This is a genomic window from Cobetia sp. 10Alg 146, assembly GCF_029846385.1.
Lineage (GTDB): Bacteria > Pseudomonadota > Gammaproteobacteria > Pseudomonadales > Halomonadaceae > Cobetia > Cobetia marina.
This window is the reverse complement of sequence record NZ_JARWKT010000009.1, coordinates 115876-135951: the sequence shown is the minus strand read 5'-3', so window position 1 is coordinate 135951 and position 20076 is coordinate 115876. Positions and strand designations below refer to the sequence as shown.

General features: G+C 61.5%; 16 protein-coding genes. 6 read left to right on the top strand and 10 right to left on the bottom strand.

Annotation, left to right across the window (positions count from 1 at the left end; translation table 11 throughout):
• The first annotated feature begins 207 nt into the window (after positions 1-207).
• The 5 genes from QD172_RS15125 to glpQ all read left to right on the top strand — a co-directional run bounded on the left by QD172_RS15125 (position 208) and on the right by glpQ (position 5481).
• The gene (locus tag QD172_RS15125; protein WP_084209305.1) at positions 208-561 is read left to right on the top strand and encodes a hypothetical protein; all 354 of its coding nucleotides are present in this window, start codon (positions 208-210) and stop codon (positions 559-561) included.
• Positions 562-1207: 646 nt separating this feature from the next.
• The gene (locus QD172_RS15120; RefSeq protein WP_077379411.1) at positions 1208-2317 is read left to right on the top strand and encodes a glycosyltransferase family 1 protein; all 1110 of its coding nucleotides are present in this window, start codon (positions 1208-1210) and stop codon (positions 2315-2317) included.
• Complete coding sequence (locus tag QD172_RS15115; RefSeq protein WP_279856187.1) at positions 2310-3125, top strand: polysaccharide deacetylase family protein; 816 nt, start codon at positions 2310-2312, stop codon at positions 3123-3125. The genes QD172_RS15120 and QD172_RS15115 overlap by 8 nt, the downstream gene beginning before the upstream one ends.
• Before the next feature lie 63 nt (positions 3126-3188).
• A complete protein-coding gene (locus QD172_RS15110) occupies positions 3189-4193 on the top strand; it encodes a lysylphosphatidylglycerol synthase transmembrane domain-containing protein (RefSeq protein WP_077379233.1) in 1005 nt (334 codons plus the stop codon).
• 142 nt (positions 4194-4335) lie between these two features.
• Positions 4336-5481 (top strand): glycerophosphodiester phosphodiesterase, encoded by a 1146-nt coding sequence (gene glpQ / locus QD172_RS15105; protein WP_279856186.1) that lies wholly within the window; start codon positions 4336-4338, stop codon positions 5479-5481.
• 185 nt (positions 5482-5666) lie between these two features.
• Here glpQ and QD172_RS15100 read toward each other — a convergent pair whose 3' ends face one another.
• From QD172_RS15100 to sdhC, 10 genes are all read right to left on the bottom strand, one after another.
• The gene (locus tag QD172_RS15100; RefSeq protein WP_136939005.1) at positions 5667-6209 is read right to left on the bottom strand and encodes a DUF302 domain-containing protein; all 543 of its coding nucleotides are present in this window, start codon (positions 6207-6209) and stop codon (positions 5667-5669) included.
• 281 nt (positions 6210-6490) lie between these two features.
• Positions 6491-7363, bottom strand: a complete 873-nt coding sequence (sucD, locus tag QD172_RS15095) for a succinate--CoA ligase subunit alpha (RefSeq protein ID WP_065392579.1) — start codon at positions 7361-7363, stop codon at positions 6491-6493.
• Positions 7363-8529 (bottom strand): ADP-forming succinate--CoA ligase subunit beta, encoded by a 1167-nt coding sequence (gene sucC / locus QD172_RS15090; RefSeq protein ID WP_077379231.1) that lies wholly within the window; start codon positions 8527-8529, stop codon positions 7363-7365. Before sucC ends, sucD begins: the two co-directional genes overlap by 1 nt.
• A 108-nt stretch (positions 8530-8637) precedes the next feature.
• Positions 8638-10077: a dihydrolipoyl dehydrogenase gene (gene lpdA / locus QD172_RS15085; RefSeq protein ID WP_077379229.1), complete on the bottom strand. Its 1440-nt coding sequence runs from the start codon at positions 10075-10077 to the stop codon at positions 8638-8640.
• Between the two features lie 110 nt (positions 10078-10187).
• Positions 10188-11738, bottom strand: a complete 1551-nt coding sequence (gene odhB / locus QD172_RS15080) for a 2-oxoglutarate dehydrogenase complex dihydrolipoyllysine-residue succinyltransferase (RefSeq protein WP_077379227.1) — start codon at positions 11736-11738, stop codon at positions 10188-10190.
• A 51-nt stretch (positions 11739-11789) separates the two neighbouring features.
• Positions 11790-14624 (bottom strand): 2-oxoglutarate dehydrogenase E1 component, encoded by a 2835-nt coding sequence (locus tag QD172_RS15075; RefSeq protein ID WP_077379225.1) that lies wholly within the window; start codon positions 14622-14624, stop codon positions 11790-11792.
• A 228-nt stretch (positions 14625-14852) separates the two neighbouring features.
• Entirely contained in the window at positions 14853-15557 is a 705-nt protein-coding gene (locus QD172_RS15070; protein WP_077379223.1) for a succinate dehydrogenase iron-sulfur subunit, read from the bottom strand.
• A 114-nt stretch (positions 15558-15671) separates the two neighbouring features.
• Positions 15672-17444, bottom strand: coding sequence for a succinate dehydrogenase flavoprotein subunit (sdhA, locus tag QD172_RS15065; protein WP_077379221.1), 1773 nt, complete (start codon positions 17442-17444; stop codon positions 15672-15674).
• A gap of 3 nt (positions 17445-17447) precedes the next feature.
• Positions 17448-17795, bottom strand: coding sequence for a succinate dehydrogenase, hydrophobic membrane anchor protein (gene sdhD, locus QD172_RS15060; RefSeq protein ID WP_077379219.1), 348 nt, complete (start codon positions 17793-17795; stop codon positions 17448-17450).
• Positions 17789-18166: a succinate dehydrogenase, cytochrome b556 subunit gene (gene sdhC, locus QD172_RS15055; RefSeq protein WP_043333108.1), complete on the bottom strand. Its 378-nt coding sequence runs from the start codon at positions 18164-18166 to the stop codon at positions 17789-17791. The genes sdhD and sdhC overlap by 7 nt, the downstream gene beginning before the upstream one ends.
• A gap of 391 nt (positions 18167-18557) precedes the next feature.
• On the opposite strand from sdhC, the gene gltA reads away from it, so the two are divergent.
• Positions 18558-19844 carry a citrate synthase gene (gene gltA, locus QD172_RS15050; RefSeq protein WP_077379217.1) on the top strand — a complete coding sequence of 429 codons (1287 nt, stop codon included), beginning with the start codon at positions 18558-18560 and terminating at the stop codon, positions 19842-19844.
• The last annotated feature ends 232 nt before the right edge of the window (positions 19845-20076 follow it).

The following is a 20076-nucleotide window of genomic DNA, read 5'->3' as shown; positions in this document are numbered from 1 at the left end:
CGGGGCGTTTTCGTTGCTGCAACGTAACGTATTCATAGCGTGATCATATCGTGATAAATTGTAATTTTATGAAACAGAAAATCACGTTACACTCATTTCATCGAGACACGAGGCATCCACACTCCTCGCGCCAACGTTGATTGAGTCAAGTACCGAGTCAGTCATTGCCATCTGTCCATGCTGCCACTTGCCGTGAGAGGACCTCCCATGAAATTCCATCGCTCGCCTGCTGCCTCACAGCGTCATGCTGCAGAACACGCCGCCATCGTGCGCCAGCCGGCCATGGTCCTGGCACGTATCACCGATCAGCCGTCAGATGGCCACTCGCGTGACGCGGTCACGCCACAGCGACAGCGTGAGATCCAGCAGGAGGCGATGGAGCATGTGGCCATGCTGCTGGAGCGCGACCGCCGCCGGACACGCAATCGCCTGCTGCTCGCAGCCGGCATGCTGCTGAGCCTCGTGTTGCTCGCCAGTCAACGTCCCGCCGAGCCCGAAGCCGCCTTCTCCCAAGAGCTGGGCCAGACGATGTCCTCCCTGTCCGCTCAATCATTCTCATGAGTCCTGAGGCATTCCCAGGCGTAGTCCGCGTCTGAGAAGGCCTCGGGAATCCATCCGCGTATCCCCCTGAATTCCTGTAGTGCACGCAACTTTCCCATCCGGCTGCCCGGGTGGGATTTTTTTTGCCATGGCATGGCCAGGTGTCCCGTCGCTTCTCCCTTTTTCACTCTCTCCCTTTTTCACTATCTCCCTTGATCACTTTCTTCCAGTATCACGTCCTTCCCGCATCAGTCCCCTGAGTCCCCTACCCGCATCACTCCCCTGAATCACTCCCCCCGCATCACGTTCTGTCTGCACCGCGGCTCACCAACGCCGCAACCGTGTTGTGCCCGCGAGCGCATTCGCTGCTGGGCCAGCATGACGCCTCCTCGGCTGGCATCGCACAAAATCCTCCGGCCGCTGTCACATGGGTCACGCCATCCGTGGCGTAGGGTTGGCGTGTCACTCTTGAGCGCAGGGGGTAGCCAGCGACCGGAAAGCAGAGCCAGTTGCGCAACATGACTTCCGCGTTCCCAAAAGCCTACTTGAAGCCCACCCCTCTCCCCCCCAGATCAATAGCAGACTCAGACTGGGCACAAGAATTGACCTTTCGGCGCTGTCTGCCAGAAAACACAACGGAATCAAATAGATGCTCCACGTTGCAGACATGACGATGTTTCATGCGCCGTCCAGCGGCGGCGTGAGAACCTATCTGGAAGCCAAGCGACGACGCCTACGAAGCCGACCAGGCATTCGTCACAGCCTGCTGGTTCCCGGAGAGTCCTCCAGTGTCAGCGATGACCTCTATCACGTCCCGGCACCCCCGATACCCTTCGGCAATGGCTACCGCTTCCCGCTGAGGCGTGGAGGCTGGGTCAGCACCCTGCTGGCACTGCAGCCGGACGTGATCGAGGCGGGTGACCCCTACGTCACCGCCTGGGCGGCATTGGATGCAGGCCGCAAGCTGGATGTCCCGGTGATCGGCTTCTATCACTCGGATCTGCCACGTCTGATCACCAACCGTCTCGGCGAGTGGTCGGGGGCCAATGTCGATCGCTATGTGCAGCGCCTCTATCGCCATTTCGATCGCGTGCTGGCACCCAGTGACGTGATGGCCAGGCGACTGGATCGACTCGGGGTACGCAATGTCCACATCCAGCCACTGGGCGTCGACCTGAACACCTTCCATCCCGATTGCCGGGATCAGGACCTGCGACGTGAACTTGGCCTGGCGGATCACGTGCGACTGCTGGCCTTCGCCGGCCGCGGTTCACGCGAGAAGAATCTCGACGAGCTGCTGGAAGTCGCCCGTCTGCTTGGCCCGAATTACCATCTGCTGTTGATCGGCTCCGGGATGCCTCGCCACCTGCCGGACAATGTCAGTGTCACCGGCCATTTCTGCAGCAGCGCGGAGGTGGCAAGACTGGTCGCCTCCGTCGATGTGCTGTTGCATGCCGGCACACAGGAGACCTTCGGTCTGGTCGTGCTGGAAGCCATGGCCTGCGGCACGCCAGTGGTGGCCGCTCGCGCCGGTGCGCTGGCGGAAAATGTTCCGCTGGGCTGTGGCCAGCTGTGTGATCCTCATGCACCGCATGCCATGGCGCGTGCCGTTCAGGACATCTTCGCCAATGACCCGGCGGCCCTGGGTCGCCAGGCGCGTCGTCATGTGGAGAAGCACCATGACTGGGACCGCGTGGTGGATGGACTGCTCGATCACTATCGCGCCGTCACCGGCACTCAGCTGCAACCGATACTGGAAGAGGTGACACATGGGTGAGTCTCCAGCCGCCAGAAAGCATTTCCTGCTGGTCCTCCACGACATCGCTCCCGAGACCTGGCAGGACTATCGCGACTTCGTCAATCAGATGGATGAGCTGTGTCAGGAGCGACTTGGCCATCCCTGCCCGATCACCTGGCTGGTGGTGCCGGACTTCCACCATCGCAACCCTCTCGAGAACGCTCCCGAGTTCATTGCCCTGCTGGAGGCCCGCAGACAGCAGGGCAATGAGCTGGCGCTGCATGGTTTTCATCATTGCGATGATGCGCCGCCGCCCCGCACGCCACGTGATTACGTGATGCGCCGCGTACTGACCTGGGAAGGCGAGTTCTACCCCCTCGATGAGAGCGAAGCCAGACGGCGTCTTCAGGAAGGCGCTGCCCTGTTCAAGCGGCTCGGCTGGCCGCTGTCGGGCTTCGTGGCACCGGCCTGGTTGATGAGTGACGGCACACGGCGCGCCCTGCAGGCATTGGACTTCCAATACACCAGCGACCCTCAGCACCTCTATCGCCTGCCGGACTTCACCCCCATCGATGCTCCGGGACTGGTGTGGAGCGCGCGCTCCGCGCCGCGGCGCGCCATGTCCCGCTGGGTCACGGAACGCAAGATGGCGCGTGAGCGTAACGCCGATGTCCTGCGCCTCGGACTGCATCCGGTCGACATGCGCCACACGGGCTCGCGAGACTACTGGGCACGACTTGTCACACGGTTGCTGGATGATGGCTACCTGCCGATGACCAAGCTCGATTGGCTGACACACAAGGGGCTGCTCACCGCCGATCGACGGAATGCCGACAGTGCTGCCTGAATTCCCGCAGCATGCCCTGGGCACCATGCCCTTCCACCCATCGCCTCAACACGAGAATCCACCATGAATCGCGCCCTGTGGATGCTGGGAGCCGGCCTGGTGCTGGTCATCGCCGTGCCGCTGGTGCTGGGCGGCAGTGGGCTGGGGAGCCAGCTGCGCCAGTTCCCCCTCGAGACCTTCGCGCTGATGCTGGGCATGATCGTGATGTGCTGGAACCTGAATGCCGGACGCCTGCGCCTGCTGCTGGCCGGGCGTGGCGGCCACCTCGGACAGCGGCGTGCACTGGGCATGGTGATGGCCACCGAGTTCGCCATCAGCGCCACGCCGGGTGGCAGTGGCGGCCCGCTCACCCTGATGGGGCTGCTGGCACGTCAGGGGGTACGCCCGGCACACGCCTCGGCGGTGTTTGCCGTCGACCAGATGACCGACATGCTGTTCTTTCTCTCGGCGCTCGCCAGCATCGGGCTCTACGCACTGTCGCATACCATCGATCTACGCCTGGGCTGGATGCTGGCCGTGCCGGCGCTGCTGCTGATCATCGGCTTCGGCCTGCTGGCGGCGCTCGGCAAGCATCATCGACGATTGATCAAGGCCAGTGGCCGCCTGCTGCGCTGGCTCAAGGTACGTCATCGTTCGCGCCTCAGACTGGCGCGTGCCTTGATCCATTTCCGCCATGCACTGATCGAGACGCTCGCCCTGCCTCGCCTGACGTTGAGCCTGATCTTTCTGCTGTGCTGCGCCCATTGGCTCTTGCGCTATTCCATCCTCTATCTGGCCGTCGCGGGACTTGGGCGCGACATCGACTGGAGCTGGACCTTCATCGTGCAGATGCTCTCGCTCGCCGCCGGGCAACTGACGCTGCTGCCCGGTGGTGCAGGCGGTGCCGAACTCTCGTCCACGGCACTGCTGGGGCCTGTCATCGGCGCTTCCACCGCCGCTGCTGCCGTCGTCATCTGGCGCGCCGTCACCTTCTATTTCTACCTGATCGCCGGTGCCCCGGTGTTCTTCGTGATGGCGGGACGCGGCATGCTGGCCCGTCTGCTCAATCGTCGCTCGCCCTCGGCCTGACCCCCAGCGACCCGCCCCTGCCGGACAGCTCATGCGCATCATCATTCATTTCCATTGCTCATCGCCATTTGGATAAGTGTTTGTTATGGTAATGATTCGATGTTGAACGTCCATACAATAACCACATCCAAGGTGATCCCACATGTCCGGCTCCCCTCATTTCCTGACTCACCGCTCACTCACGCGTCTTGGCGTGATGGGCGCATTGCTTGTGACCACGGCCTCCACTGCCCTCGCCGATGACGCGACGCTGCGCAGCATCGACCCCGGCCATGGCTCCGACAAGGTCGTCGTGGCTCACCGTGGCGCCTCGGGCTACCTGCCCGAGCACACGCTGGCCGCCAAGTCGATGGCCTATGCCCAGGGTGCCGACTTCCTTGAGCAGGACGTGGTGATGAGCAAGGATGATCAGCTGGTGGTGCTGCATGATCGCTTTCTGGATCGCGTGACCAATGTCGCCGATGTCTTCCCGGACCGCGCTCGTGAGGATGGCCGCTACTATGCCATCGACTTCACCCTGGATGAGCTGCGCAAGCTGGCCTTCAGCGAGGGCTTCACCGTCAAGGATGGCGAGCGTGTCACGGATTACCCCGAGCGCTTCCCGCTGGGCAAGTCCCACTTCGGTCTGCATACGCTGAGCGAGGAGATCGAGATGATTCAGGGCCTGAATCACTCCACGGGCCGTGATGTCGGCCTGTATGTCGAGATCAAGGCCCCCTGGTTCCATCAGTCCGAGGGCAAGGAAATCTCCAGAGCCGTCCTCGAGACGCTCAAGCAGTACGGCTATGTGGACCATGACGACAATGCCATCGTGCAGGTCTTTGATCCCAATGGACTCGAACGCATCCACGACACGCTGCAGCCCGAGCTGGGCATGGACCTGCGACTGGTGCAGCTGATGGGCGAGACCAGCTGGGACATGACCTTCCAGCCGGGCTCGGATGGCAAGCTCGAGCCCTACAGCTATGACTGGATGTACCAGGATGGGGCCATGCAGCGGATTGCCGGCTATGCCGATGGCATCGGGCCGTGGAAGCCGATGGTGATCGAGGACAGCTCGACCCGGGACGACATCAAGGTCACGCCGCTGGTCAAGGAAGCGCATGCGGCAGGCCTGATCGTGATGCCCTATACCTTCCGGCTTGATGAGGGTCGCATCCCTGACTGGGCCAGCGATTATGATGACATGCTGCGAGTGTTCTTCGTCGACGCCGATGTCGATGGCGTCTTCACGGACTACCCGGACCGCGCGGTACAGTGGCTCAAGCACAACGGCGAAGCCCTGTAGGACTCACGGCAGGACGGCTTGCAGAAAAGCGAGCGGTGACACATGAAAAAGCCGGACTCCTCAGGGAGTCCGGCTTTTTTCGTCCTGCGCAATGTCAGAAACGGATGTCAGTGTCTGATGTCAGTGCTCGTGTCAGTGTCGTCCAGACTGGGAGGATCAGCGCTGAAACATGGCGTCTTCACGTCTCATTGCCCCGCTGCCTCGGCCGCCAGGCCCTTGAGCAGTCCACCGATCTTGTCCAGCGGCAGCTTGCAGTCATCCAGATCATGACGATTGGCCAGATACTGCGGATCATTCCACTCGATCACGCTGCCCCCTTCCACGGCACGGATCAGCATCTTCTGCGGGAGATCCAGCGCAGCCGAACCATTGCACTGCATCAACAGGGTACCGACCTTGGGGTTGCCGAAGATGACGGTATGCGTGGCAGGAAGCTCCATCCCCACCTTCTCGGCACCCGCCTCATGCTCGATGACGCTGAACAGCGTCAGCCCCTTGGCCTCGAGCGCCTTCTCCAGACGCGCCTGGACGGTGGCGACATCCTCACGACTGGTCACGGACTCGATGCCCTTGGCAGGCACCTGCATGCTCGCCGAGGCTTCAGGAGCGGACGCTGCCGCGGCGCCGGAATCTGCACTGGCCATCAGCGGAATGCCGGTAACCAACGGCAGAGACAGCAGCGCCAGCAGGCGGGCGGAACGCGTGACAGCGGGGAAGGTCTTGAGCATGGAACATCCTCATCAGTGAGTCGTGTTTCGCCGTGGGGCATCTGCACGTGTCGCTTGGTCAGGTGCCAATGAACCTCATCAGATTAGCAATTGCTTGATCCAAACGCACCTGCCGTCTGGGGTGGCGAAGGCGATGTGATGCGCATTTGCATGAGCTATCGCTCCCGACAATGACTCCCTCACCGAATGACAGACATGAAAAAAGGGCAGACCCGGTGGGTCTGCCCTTTCGGTGACATGCAATCAGCGTTGCCGCCGAGCGCTGTCAGGAGATCACAGGCTTACCAGCCAGTGACTTCCTTGATGGCATCGCCGATCTCTGCGAGTGAACGCACAGTCTTGACGCCAGCTTCTTCCAGAGCCGCGAACTTCTCGTCGGCAGTACCCTTGCCGCCGGAGATGATGGCGCCTGCATGGCCCATGCGCTTGCCCGGAGGCGCAGTCACACCAGCGATGTAGGAGACGACCGGCTTGGTGACGTTCGCCTTGATGTAGGCAGCCGCTTCTTCTTCAGCGGAACCGCCGATCTCGCCGATCATGACGATGGCTTCGGTCTTCGGGTCCTTCTCGAACAGCTCGAGGATGTCGATGAAGTTGGAACCCGGGATCGGGTCGCCACCGATACCGACACAGCTGGACTGACCGAAACCGTGGTCAGTGGTCTGCTTGACGGCTTCATAGGTCAGGGTGCCTGAACGAGACACGATACCGACCTTGCCCGGCTGGTGGATGTGACCCGGCATGATGCCGATCTTGCACTCACCCGGAGTGATGACACCCGGGCAGTTCGGACCGATCAGACGCGCGCCCAGCTCGTCGCACTTGACCTTGACTTCCAGCATGTCGAGAGTCGGCACGCCTTCGGTGATGCAGACGATCAGCTTGATGCCTGCATTGGCCGCTTCAAGGATGGAATCCTTGCAGAACGGTGCCGGCACGTAGATGACGGACGCTTCAGCGCCAGTCTCGGCAACGGCTTCCGCGACGGTGTTGAACACCGGCAGGCCCAGGTGAGTCTGACCACCCTTGCCCGGCGTCACGCCACCGACCATCTTGGTGCCGTAGGCGATGGCTTGTTCAGAGTGGAAGGTACCCTGGCCGCCAGTGAAACCCTGGCAGATCACCTTGGTGTTCTTGTCGATCAAAATGCTCATTACTTGCCCTCCGCAGCTTTGACAACCTGCTGCGCCGCGTCAGTCAGGCTGGTAGCAGCGATGATGTTCAGACCGCTTTCGGCCAGCTTCTTGGCGCCGAGTTCAGCGTTGTTGCCTTCCAGACGCACCACGACCGGTACGTTGACACCGACCTGCTCGACGGCACCGATGATGCCTTCGGCGATCATGTCGCAACGCACGATGCCGCCGAAGATGTTCACCAGAACAGCCTTGACGTTGTCGTCGGACAGGATGATCTTGAACGCTTCTGCAACGCGTTCCTTGGTAGCACCGCCACCCACGTCGAGGAAGTTGGCCGGCTTGCCGCCAGACAGGTTGACGATGTCCATGGTGCCCATCGCCAGGCCTGCGCCGTTGACCATGCAGCCGATGTTGCCGTCGAGGGCAACGTAGTTCAGTTCGAACTTGGCAGCATGCGCTTCACGCTCGTCTTCCTGAGACGGATCGTGCATCGCCTGCAGGTCCGGGTGACGGTAGACGGCGTTGGCATCGATGTTGATCTTGCCGTCGAGGCAGTGGAGGTTGCCTTCGTCGGTGATGACCAGCGGGTTGATTTCCAGCAGCGCGAAATCCTTGTCGGCGAACATCTTCGCCAGACCCAGGAAGATCTTGGTGAACTGCTTGATCTGGGTCGGGTTCAGACCCAGCTTGAAGGCCAGTTCACGCGCCTGGTACGGCTGAGCGCCGACCAGCGGATCGATCTCGGCTTTCAGGATCTTTTCCGGTGTCTCTTCGGCAACCTTCTCGATTTCCACGCCGCCTTCGGTGGAAGCCATGAAGACGATGCGACGAGTGGTACGGTCGACGACGGCACCCAGGTACAGTTCTTCGGCGATGTCGGTGCAGTTCTCGACGAGAATCTTGGTGACCGGCTGACCATTCGCGTCAGTCTGGTAGGTCACCAGGTTCTTGCCCAGCCACTGGGAAGCGAAGTCGGAAGCGGCTTGTGCGCTCTCGACCAGCTTGACGCCGCCGGCCTTGCCGCGGCCACCTGCGTGGACCTGTGCCTTGACGACCCACTTGTCGCCGCCAATCTTCTTGCACGCTTCAGCAGCGTCTTCCGGGGTGTCAACGGCGAAGCCCTTGGACACCGGCAGGCCATAGTCGGCAAACAGTTGTTTTGCCTGATACTCGTGAAGGTTCATCGTGTCATGCCATTGGTTGCATTAGACTCGAACGGCAGTCGCGAGATGCGGCTGCCACCGTTCGCCCCGGCCTGGCCGGGGCGACGCGCCTCTTGTTCGGAAGGACGCTTACTTGCGCTTCTTGCGGTTTGCGATGTGAATCGCATGCCCGTCAACGGCCAGCGCGGCTTCGTGTACGGCTTCCGACAGTGTCGGGTGAGCCGTGCAGATCAGCGCGAGGTCTTCGGCGCTGGCGCCGAACTCGAGGGCCGTCACGCCTTGAGCGATCAGCTCACCGGCATGCTGGCCGATGATGTGAACACCCAGGACGCGATCAGTCTCAGCGTCGGCAATGATCTTGGCCAGACCTTCAGTGGCATTGTTGGCCATGGCACGACCGCTTGCCGCGAACGGGAAGCTGCCGGTCTTGACTTCAATGCCTTCGGCCTTGGCCTGCTGCTCGGTCTTGCCGACCCAAGCAACTTCCGGGAAGGTGTAGATGATGCTGGGGATGGCGTCGTAGTTCATCTCGGCCTTGTGGCCGGCGATGATGTCGGCAACCATCACGCCCTCTTCGGAGGCCTTGTGGGCCAGCATCGGGCCACGTACCACGTCACCGATGGCGTAGACACCCGGCACGCTGGTCGCGCACTGGTCATCGACGTGGATGAAGCCGCGCTCGTCCAGATTGATGCCGACATCGCTGTCGAGCAAGCTCTGGGTGTACGGACGACGGCCGACCGCGACGATGACCTTGTCGAAGGTCTGTTCCTGCTCGCCGTTGGCGTCGGTGTACTTGACGACGACTTCACTGTCCTTGATGTCGGAACCGGTCACACGGGCGCCGAGCTTGATGTCCAGACCCTGCTTCTTGAGCAGCTTCTGGGCTTCCTTGGCGACAGCGGCATCGACCATCGGCAGGAAGCTGTCGACCGCTTCCAGCACGGTGACTTCAGAACCGCAACGGCTCCACACGCTACCCAGCTCGAGACCGATGACACCGGCACCGATGACGCCCAGACGCTTCGGCGTCTCGGTGAATTCGAGGGCGCCGGTGGAATCGACGATCAGACCTTCGGTCAGCGGCGTCGGCGGAATCTCGACCGGCACGGAACCGGACGCGATGACGATGTTCTCGGCGTCGTAGGTCGCCTTCTCGCCGTCGTGACCGGTGACTTCGACCTGCTTGTTGGGCAGCACCTTGCCGGTACCTTCCAGGGCGGTCACGCCATTGGCCTTGAACAGACCGGAAATGCCGCCGGTCAGGTTCTTCACGATCTGCGCCTTGCGCTCGATCATCTTGGCCACGTCGATCTCGACGCCATCGGCCTTGATGCCCAGCTCGGCGAACTCGTCACGTGCCTCGACGAACTTGTGAGAGGTTTCCAGCAGCGCCTTGGACGGGATGCAGCCGACGTTCAGGCAGGTGCCGCCGTGAACGGTCTTGCCTTCCTTGTTGACCCACTTCTCGACGCAGGCAGTCTTCAGACCCAGCTGAGCCGCGCGGATGGCAGCCACATAGCCACCGGGGCCCGCGCCAATGACGATTACATCAAATTTATCGGCCATGTCTCTTCCTGTTGGTGCAGTTCGATTCGGATTGGCATCCCGATGGGCAACCTGTCACCCATCGGGGCCGCACACGCCCGGGGAAGCCCCGGGCGTGAGGCGTTGCAGTCTCAGACGTCGAGCAGGAAACGAGCCGGATCTTCCAGCAGGTCCTTGATGGCGACGAGGAACTGGACTGCATCCTTGCCGTCGATCATGCGGTGGTCGTAGGACAGCGCCAGATACATCATCGGACGGATGACGACCTGACCGTTCACGGCCATCGGGCGCTCCTGGATCTTGTGCATGCCCAGGATGGCGGTCTGCGGCGGATTCAGGATCGGCGTGGACATCAGGGAACCGAAGATGCCGCCGTTGGTGATGGTGAAGGTGCCGCCCTGCATCTCATCGATGCCCAGCTTGCCGGCGCGCGCGCGCTGACCGAAGTCGACGATGGTCTTTTCGACATCGGCAAGCTTCATGCTGTCGGTATCACGCAGGACCGGCACGACCAGACCACGATCGGACGACACGGCAACGCCGATGTCCTGGTAACCGTGGTAGACGATGTCGGTGCCGTCGATGGAGGCATTGACGTCCGGGAAGCGCTTGAGCGCTTCGGTGGCCGCCTTGACGAAGAAGCCCATGAAGCCGAGCTTGGTGTCGTGCACCTTCTGGAAGGTGTCCTTGTACTGCTTGCGCAGCTCCATCACCGCACTCATGTCCACTTCGTTGTACGTGGTGAGCATGGCGGCGGTCTGCTGGGCATTGACCAGGCGCTTGGCGATGGTCTGACGCATGCGGCTCATCGGCACGCGCTTCTCGGGACGCTCGCCCTCGAAGGCCGGAGCGGCCTTCGGTGCAGCGGCCTTCGGTGCGGCAGCAGGCTTGGCAGCGGACTTGGCTGCGGTGCCTTCCTTGACGGCCTTGGCCACGTCTTCCTTCAGCACGCGACCGCCCTTGCCGGTACCGACCAGCTTGCTGACGTCCAGATCGTGCTCGGCAACCATCTTGCGAGCGGCCGGCGCGAGAATCTTGTCACCGACCTTCTCGTCCTGACCTTCGTCGGACTTGCTGTCGCTTTCCTCAGCGGCCGGAGCAGCGGCACCGGAAGCGCCAGCGCTGAACAGTGCCAGCACGGCTTCGGTCTCGCAGGTCTCGCCTTCCTGAACCTTGATCTCGCTCAGGGCGCCATCTGCCGGAGCCACGACTTCCAGCACGACCTTGTCAGTCTCGATCTCGACGATCAGCTCATCACGCTCACAGGCGTCACCAACCTTCTTGTGCCAGGTGGCGACAGTGCCTTCCGCGACGGATTCCGGGAAGCTCGGCGCCTTGACTTCCAGCGTCTCGCCTTCGCCACCGGCGGCCGGCTTGCTCTCGGCCTTGGCGTCGTCCTTGCCTTCAGCGGGCGCCTGCTTCTTCTCGTCGGAAGATGCGGCGTCTGCGTCACCGATGGTACCCAGTACCTGCTCGGACTCGCATGTCTCGCCTTCCTGGACCTTGATCTCGCCCAGAGTGCCGTTCTGCGGTGCCACCACTTCCAGCACCACCTTGTCAGTCTCGATCTCGACGATCAGCTCGTCGCGCTCGACGCTGTCACCGGGCTGCTTGTGCCAGGTCGCCACTGTGCCTTCGGCGACGGATTCCGGAAAAGACGGCGCTTTGATATCGATAGCCATTGGAGTTCCTTAACTCGATTCTCTCTCGGTGCCCTTGCGGGTCGCGGGCCTTTACTTGTTGAAGGCGTCGTCGACCAGCTGGCGCTGCTGTTCGTTATGAACGGACATGTAGCCCGCGGCAGGCGCCGCAGAGGCCGGGCGTCCGGCGAAGGCCAGGCTCATGCCGAGGCCCTGACGATGCTGATCAGCGACCTGACGCATGTGGTGCTGACTCTGATACCAGGCACCCTGGTTGAGCGGCTCTTCCTGGCACCACATCACCTGCTCGAGATTCTCGTAGTCGGCGATGGCGGCCTGGAGCTCTTCCTTCGGGAAGGGATAGAGCTGCTCGACACGGATGATGGCAACGTCTTCACGGCCCTGCTCGGCGCGATAGCCTGCCAGGTCGTAATAGACCTTGCCGGCACACAGCACGACGCGCTTGACCTTGGAAGCTTCAAGATTGCCCTTGTCGGCCAGCACCATCTCGAAGCGGCCATCGGCCAGCTCGTCGAGGGTGGAAGTCGCTTCCTTGTGACGCAGCAGTGACTTGGGCGACAACACGACCAGCGGCTTGCGCAGCGAGCGGATGACCTGACGACGCAGCAGATGATAGATCTGCGCCGGCGTGGTCGGCATGCACACCTGCATGTTGTGCTCGGCACACAGCTGGAGATAGCGCTCGAGGCGCGCGGAGCTGTGCTCCGGCCCCTGCCCTTCGTAACCGTGCGGCAGCAGCATGGTCAGACCGCACAGGCGGCCCCACTTGCTCTCGCCGGAGGAGATGAACTGGTCCATCACCACCTGGGCACCGTTGGCGAAGTCACCGAACTGGGCTTCCCACACCACCAATGCCGTCGGCATGGTCGTGGCGTAGCCGTATTCGAAGGCCAGCACCGCTTCCTCGGAGAGGTAGGAGTCATGGATGGTGAAGGTTGCCTGACCATCCTTGATGTGCTGCAGCGGCACGTAGGTATTGCCATCATTCTGGTTGTGCACCACCGCGTGACGGTGGGAGAAGGTGCCACGACCCACGTCCTGGCCAGTGATGCGTACCGGATGGTCGGCATCCACCAGGGTGGCGTAGGCCAGCGTCTCGGCGAAGCCCCAGTTCAGCGGCATGCCGCCGGCGGCCATCTTGCGACGGTCTTCGTAGATCTTGTTGACCTGACGCTGGACCGAGACGCCGTCCGGCACTTCGCACATCTTGTTGGCGAGCGCCTGCAGCTGCTTCATGTCCATCGAGGTATCGGCATCGCCGGTCCACTCGTGGCCCAGGTACGGCGTCCAATCGACGAACAGACCGGTATTCGGCTGCTTCACGAGGGCATTGGCGACGTGATTGCCGGCATCGAGATCCGCGCGGTACTGATCCACCAGCTGCCGGGTCTCTTCCTCGCTGAGCACGCCTTCCTCGACCAGACGCTGCGCATACTTCTCGCGAGCGGTCTTCTGGGACTTGATCTTGGCGTACATCAGCGGCTGGGTGCCGGACGGCTCGTCCGCCTCGTTGTGACCGCGCTTGCGGTAGCACACGAGGTCGATCACCACGTCACGCTTGAACTGCTGGCGATAGTCGATGGCGACCTGGGCGGCGTGCAGCACGGCGTCCGGGTCGTCACCATTGACGTGGATGATCGGCGCCTGAACCATCTTGGCGATGTCGGTGCAGTATTCGGTGGAACGCGCGTCATCGGCACGCGAGGTGGTGAAGCCCACCTGGTTGTTGATGACGACGTGAACGGTACCACCCGTCTTGTAGGCACGGGTCTGCGACATCTGGAAGGTTTCCATCACCACGCCCTGACCGGCGAATGCCGCGTCACCGTGGATGGAAATCGGCAGTACGCTGTCACCCTCGGCGTCTTCACGACGATCCTGACGGGCACGCACCGAGCCCTCGACCACCGGAGAGACGATCTCCAGGTGCGACGGGTTGAACGCCAGTGCCAGGTGGACTTCGCCGCCCGGTGTCATGACATTCGAGCTGAAGCCCTGGTGGTACTTCACGTCACCGGAGCCCTTGGCGATCTGCTTCTTGCCGTCGAATTCCTCGATCAGCTCGGACGGGCTCTTGCCCAGCAGATTGACCAGCAGGTTGAGGCGGCCACGGTGGGCCATGCCGATCACGACTTCCTTGGTACCGTACTTGCCGCTGCGCTGGATCAGCTCATCCATCATCGGAATGAAGGATTCGCCGCCTTCCAGACCAAAGCGCTTGGTCCCCGGGTACTTGCTGGCGAGGTAGCTCTCGAGACCTTCGGCGGCGGTCAGACGTTCCAGCACGTGATGGCGGACATCGCGTGAGAAGTTCGGCTTGGAACGCACGGACTCGAAACGCTGCTGCAGCCAGCGCTTCTCTTCCGTATTGACGATGTGCATGAACTCGGCGCCGATGCTGCGGCAGTAGGTCTGCTCCAGCGCGGCGTGAATTTCCTTCAGCGGTGCAACGTCCTTGCCGAGGAACAGCGAGCCGGTCTGGAACTCGACGTCCATGTCAGCGGAGGACAGCTGGTGGAAGGAAAGCTCAAGATCAGGAATCGGTGCCGGCTTGCGCAGACCGAGGGGATCGATGTCCGCCTTCTGGTGGCCACGGAAGCGATAGGCGTTGATCAGCTGAAGAACACGAACCTGCTTCTTGTTCTCGCTGCTCTCGCCCGCCGAGACAGCCACCGAGCGGCGACTGTTGCGACCCATCTCGTAGAACTGCTCACGGATCGGGGTCAGCGGAACATCCTGGGAGGGGCTGCCGTCATGACGCGGCAGAGTATCAAAGTAGTTGCGCCACTCGTCGGGAACCTCGTTCGGGTCGACAAGATAACGCTCGTAGAGATCTTCTACGTAGTGGACATTCCCGCCGCTCATATGGGAAGTGCGCCACATCAACTCCATTGTGCCTTCTTGCATCTCTCGGTCACCCTGACTGATGGGGTGGGGTAGGCGCCGGACAAGCGCTGTCGGCGTCACTCGATTATGCCCTGTATGGCGAAACCATGGAGGCCTTCACCATCTGAGTCTTCTTTTATCGTCAAAAGCCGGTGCACAAGGCACCGGCTCCAGCAAGCTGTGCGCTGCGACAAGGTGTGACACCCTGCCGCAGCTGACGTGCAATCATAACAAGCTAGCGCTCGGCTTTTAAGTGGCGTTTGCCAGCAAAAGCTCACGAATCTTGCCGATGGCACGTGTCGGGTTCAGACCTTTCGGGCAAACCGCGACACAATTCATGATTCCGCGACAGCGGAATACGGAGAACGGGTCGTCCAGTTCGCTCAGACGCTCCTTGGTGGCCGTGTCACGCGAGTCGGCCAGGAAGCGATAGGCCTGCAGCAGACCACTCGGACCGACGAACTTGTCCGGGTTCCACCAGAAGGACGGGCAGGCCGTCGAGCAGCAGGCACACAGGATGCATTCATAGAGACCGTCGAGCTTGTCGCGGTCTTCCGGCGACTGCAGACGCTCGATGGCCGGGGCCGGCGTGTCGTTGAGCAGGTACGGCTGGATGCGCTCGTACTGCTTGTAGAACAGGCTCATGTCGACGACCAGGTCACGCACGACCGGCAGGCCCGGCAACGGACGCAGCACCAGCTTGTTGTCCTTGACGACTTCGGACAGCGCGGTGACACAGGTCAGGCCGTTCTTGCCGTTCATGTTCATGCCGTCGGAACCACAGACACCTTCGCGGCAGCTGCGACGATAGGCCAGCGAGCTGTCCTGTTCCTTGAGCATTTCCATCACGTTCAACACCATCAGGTCACGGCCCTGGGTGTCGACCTGAAACTCCTGCATGTACGGCGCAGTATCGGTTTCAGGGTTGTAGCGGTATATGGATACCTGAAGCATGGTTTCCCCTCCGGGCAAACGGGTCAGGTGCGTGCGATGCCCTGCACGCACCTGGATCACGGCGAACTCAAGCGAGCGTGAACTCGAGCGAGTGCGAACTGGTGCTTGTCAGACTCAGTAGGTACGAATCTTCGGCTCGAAACGCTCGACGGTCTTCGGCGCGAAGTTCACGTCACGCTTGCCGACACGCTTCTCGTTCGGGAAGAACAGAGAGTGCTTGAGCCAGTTCTCGTCATCACGATCCGGGAAGTCGTAACGGGAGTGGGCACCACGGCTTTCCTTGCGGGTCAGGGCCGCAATGGCGGTGGCTTCCGCCACTTCCATCAGGTTGTCCAGCTCAAGGGCTTCGATACGCGCGGTGTTGAAGACCTGGGACTTGTCAGCCAGACCCGCCTTGGCGATACGCTCACGCAGCTCGGACAGCTGCTTGACGCCTTCTTCCATCTTGTCTTCCTGACGGAAGACGCCGAAGGAGTTCTGCATGATCTGCTGCAGTTCGCGCTTGAGTTCCGGCACGGACTCGCCGCTTTCGGACTCGTTCCAGCGATTCAGACGCACCAGGGCAGAATCGATGTCGCTCTGGGTCGGCTCGAGGTACTCGATGCCTTCGTTGAGCGCGCTCTCGATGTACTTGCCCGCCGCGCGACCGAAGACGACCAGATCCAGCAGCGAGTTGCCGCCCAGACGGTTGGCACCGTGAACGGAGACGCAGGCCACTTCACCCACGGCATAGAGGCCGTTGACGATGCGGTCGGTGCCGTCTTCATTCTGCGCGATGGCCTGACCGTGCACGTTGGTGGCGATACCGCCCATCATGTAGTGACAGGTCGGCACGACCGGGATCGGCGCGTTGGTCGGATCGACGTGCGCGAAGGTCTTGGACAGCTCGGAGATACCCGGCAGGCGCTTGTTGAGCACTTCCTCACCGAGGTGATCCAGCTTCAGGAAGACGTGATCGCCATTCTCGCCACAACCACGACCTTCGAGGATCTCCATGACCATGGAGCGCGCGACGACGTCACGGCCCGCGAGGTCCTTGGCATTCGGCGCGTAACGCTCCATGAAGCGCTCGCCGTCCTTGTTGACCAGGTAGCCACCTTCACCACGGCAGCCTTCCGTGACCAGCACGCCCGCACCGTGGATACCGGTCGGGTGGAACTGCCACATTTCCATGTCCTGGACCGGCAGGCCGGCACGCAGTGCCATGCCGATACCGTCACCGGTGTTGATCAGGGCATTGGTGGTGGAGGCATAGATACGGCCCGCACCACCGGTGGCCAGAACGGTGGCCTTGGACTTGACGACGACGGTCTCGCCAGTCTCGATGCACAGGGCAATCACACCGACGATGTCGCCGTTGGCATTCTTGACCAGGTCGATGGCGTACCACTCGTCGAGGAAGACGGTGCCGTTTTTCAGGTTGGCCTGATACAGCGTGTGCAGCAGCGCGTGGCCAGTACGGTCAGCCGCGGCGCACGTACGTGCTGCCTGGCCACCCTTGCCGAAGTCCTTGGACTGGCCACCGAACGGACGCTGATAGATGCGGCCATTGTCGAAGCGAGAGAACGGCAGACCCATGTGCTCCAGCTCGAAGACCGCCTTCGGGCCTTCGGTACACATGTATTCAGCCGCGTCCTGGTCAGCGATGTAATCGCCGCCCTTGACGGTGTCATACATGTGCCAGCGCCAATCGTCGTTCGGATCAGCAGAGGCGATGGCACAGGTGATACCGCCCTGGGCAGAGACAGTGTGCGAGCGGGTCGGGAAGACCTTGGACAGCACGGCAGTCTTCTTGCCGGACTGGGACAGTTCGAGACCGGCACGCAGGCCAGCGCCGCCGCCGCCGATGATGATCGCGTCGAATGTCAGGCTACGCATGGTGGACATGTATCAGGCTCCCCACAGGACTTGAACGCCCCAGACCAAGAAGATGAACAACGCAAGGATGACGAAGACCTGGAAACCGAAGCGCAGCGCGGTCGGCTTCATGTAATCGGTCGCCACAGTCCACAGACCGATCCAGGCGTGTGCGGCAATCGCGATGAATGCCATCAGAGAGAAGATGCGCATTGCCGTGTTCTCGAACAGACCACTCCAGGTGGCGTAATCGAGGTTCGGGTGCAGCAGGAGATAGCCGACCATGAACACGGAATAGGCTGCCAGAACCACGGCAGACACACGCTGCAGCACCCAGTCAGACAGACCACTGCGACTGAAATTGGTGATGTTGTTTACCATACCCAGACTCCCGCCAGGACCACGAGAACGGCACTGATCACGACAGTGACCTGCGCCTTGCGATTCGCACTTTCAAGTTCGACACCAATGTCCATGTCCATCAGCAGGTGCTTGATACCTGCCACGAAATGGAAACCGAGGGCAGACAGCAGGCCCCAGGCCACGATCTTGGCAAGGAAATTGGTTGCCAGGGTGTCACGCACTGCCTCGAACCCTTCCGGGGAGGACAGCGAGGCATCGAGTGCCCACAACGCGAACACCAGGCCCACGAACAGAATCACGCCGGTAATACGGTGAGTGATTGAAGTAAGGGCAGGGAGAGGGAATTTGATCGTCGTCAGATCGAGATTTACGGGTCGTTTGCTATTCACGGCTCTTACACACTCTCTTGGCCCAACACGGACGCAAGCCCGCAGGGGCGGTGGTTTGAGGAAGGGTCTCGGGCGCAGGCCATCCACGGTACCGAGCCGAATTTCCCGCCAGTCGCGCGACGGAGGATTATAGGGGTTGGCCATTGGCATGACAAATGACACGACGTCGCATAGCCGCAACCACGAATTGCACAAAATGCGGCGATCAGGACGCAACCTGAAGGGCATGGAACGACAAACGTCGGGAAACTGACGCACAGCGCAGCATCGCACGTCTCTACGCCGAGTGGCGAATTGACAATCTTTGGCGGGCTTCTATAGTGGGCGGGATTGATGCAAGCCCGGCATGGCAAGCAAGTCAAAGAGTTACGCGAATAATGAGGAGGTCGGCATGACTGACAAGAAAGCGACACTGACGGTAGACGGTATCGACAAGACCATCGAATTTCCGGTCTATTCCGGCACGCTCGGCCAGGACGTCATCGATGTCCGCGGCCTGACCGCCGAAGGCATGTTCACCTACGACCCGGGCTTCGTCTCCACCGCCGCCTGCGAATCTTCCATCACCTTCATCGATGGCCAGAAAGGCGTCCTGCTGCATCGCGGCTACCCCATCGACCAGCTGGCCAAGAGCTCCAACTATATAGAGCTGTGCTACCTGCTGCTGTTCGGAGAGCTGCCGAACAAGGAAGAGTACGACAAGTTCGCGCAACTGATCGGCAACCACACCATGGTGCACGAGCAGATCGTCAACTTCTTCAAGGGCTTCCGTCGTGATGCCCACCCGATGGCGATCCTGTGTGGCGTCGTCGGTGGCCTGGCCGCCTTCTACCACGACAATCTGAACATCAACAACGAGAAGGAACGCTACGTCAGTGCGGTGCGCCTGATCGCCAAGATGCCGACCCTTGCGGCCATGTGCCACAAGTACAACATCGGCCAGCCGTTCATGTACCCGCGCAATGACCTCTCCTACGGCGAGAACTTCCTGTACATGATGTTCGGCAATCCGTGTGAGGAGTACAAGATCAACCCGGTGTTCGCCAAGGCGATGGACACCATCTTCATGCTCCACGCCGACCACGAGCAGAATGCCTCGACCTCCACCGTGCGTCTGGCAGGCTCCACCGGTGCCAATCCGTTCGCCTGCATCAGCGCCGGCATCGCGGCACTCTGGGGCCCGGCACACGGCGGCGCCAACGAGGCCGTGCTCAACATGCTCGATGAGATCGGTGAGGATTCCGAGGAGAACATCCAGCGCTTCATCGACAAGGCCAAGGACAAGGATGACCCGTTCAAGCTGATGGGCTTCGGTCACCGCGTCTATCGCAACTTCGATCCGCGCGCCAAGGTCATGAAGGAGACCTGTGACGAGGTGCTGGAGCAGCTGGGCATGGCCGATGATCCGCAGCTCAAGATCGCCAAGCGTCTGGAGCAGATCGCACTGGAAGACGAGTACTTCATCGAGCGCAAGCTGTACCCGAATGTCGACTTCTACTCCGGCATCATCCTCAAGGCGATCGGCATCCCGACCAACATGTTCACGGTCATCTTCGCCATGTCACGCACCATCGGCTGGATCTCCCACTGGAACGAGATGATCGCCGGCGGCCATCGTATCGGCCGCCCGCGCCAGCTCTACACCGGCCACCCGCAGCGCGACTACCCGGCCAAGTAAGCCACGTCGCACCCCGGCAGCCGACCGAAACCGCCTCTCAGGAGGCGGTTTTTTCGTTTCTGACGCCCCTGCCCTGCTCGCCTGCCTCACGCCCCTGTCACCCCTCCTGCACAAGCCATCAGTCATATACAGTCCCTCGCCCCACGCCAGACGTGCTAGCGTAATGTCACGCGGTACCGACACCGCCGTCATGCCCAGCAAGTCCGCCTTTCGCTGATAGATGGCCAGGAGC

Bases quoted from the DNA above. Each gene is read 5' to 3' on its own strand.
- glpQ (WP_279856186.1), top strand. From the start codon at position 4,336: ATGTCCGGCTCCCCTCATTTCCTGACTCACCGCTCACTCACGCGTCTT.
- QD172_RS15110 (WP_077379233.1), top strand. From the start codon at position 3,189: ATGAATCGCGCCCTGTGGATGCTGGGAGCCGGCCTGGTGCTGGTCATC.
- sucC (WP_077379231.1), bottom strand. From the start codon at position 8,529: ATGAACCTTCACGAGTATCAGGCAAAACAACTGTTTGCCGACTATGGC.
- sdhD (WP_077379219.1), bottom strand. From the start codon at position 17,795: ATGGTAAACAACATCACCAATTTCAGTCGCAGTGGTCTGTCTGACTGG.
- QD172_RS15120 (WP_077379411.1), top strand. From the start codon at position 1,208: ATGACGATGTTTCATGCGCCGTCCAGCGGCGGCGTGAGAACCTATCTG.
- sucD (WP_065392579.1), bottom strand. From the start codon at position 7,363: ATGAGCATTTTGATCGACAAGAACACCAAGGTGATCTGCCAGGGTTTC.
- QD172_RS15115 (WP_279856187.1), top strand. From the start codon at position 2,310: ATGGGTGAGTCTCCAGCCGCCAGAAAGCATTTCCTGCTGGTCCTCCAC.
- QD172_RS15125 (WP_084209305.1), top strand. From the start codon at position 208: ATGAAATTCCATCGCTCGCCTGCTGCCTCACAGCGTCATGCTGCAGAA.
- QD172_RS15070 (WP_077379223.1), bottom strand. From the start codon at position 15,557: ATGCTTCAGGTATCCATATACCGCTACAACCCTGAAACCGATACTGCG.
- sdhA (WP_077379221.1), bottom strand. From the start codon at position 17,444: ATGTCCACCATGCGTAGCCTGACATTCGACGCGATCATCATCGGCGGC.
- lpdA (WP_077379229.1), bottom strand. From the start codon at position 10,077: ATGGCCGATAAATTTGATGTAATCGTCATTGGCGCGGGCCCCGGTGGC.
- QD172_RS15075 (WP_077379225.1), bottom strand. From the start codon at position 14,624: ATGCAAGAAGGCACAATGGAGTTGATGTGGCGCACTTCCCATATGAGC.
- gltA (WP_077379217.1), top strand. From the start codon at position 18,558: ATGACTGACAAGAAAGCGACACTGACGGTAGACGGTATCGACAAGACC.
- odhB (WP_077379227.1), bottom strand. From the start codon at position 11,738: ATGGCTATCGATATCAAAGCGCCGTCTTTTCCGGAATCCGTCGCCGAA.
- QD172_RS15100 (WP_136939005.1), bottom strand. From the start codon at position 6,209: ATGCTCAAGACCTTCCCCGCTGTCACGCGTTCCGCCCGCCTGCTGGCG.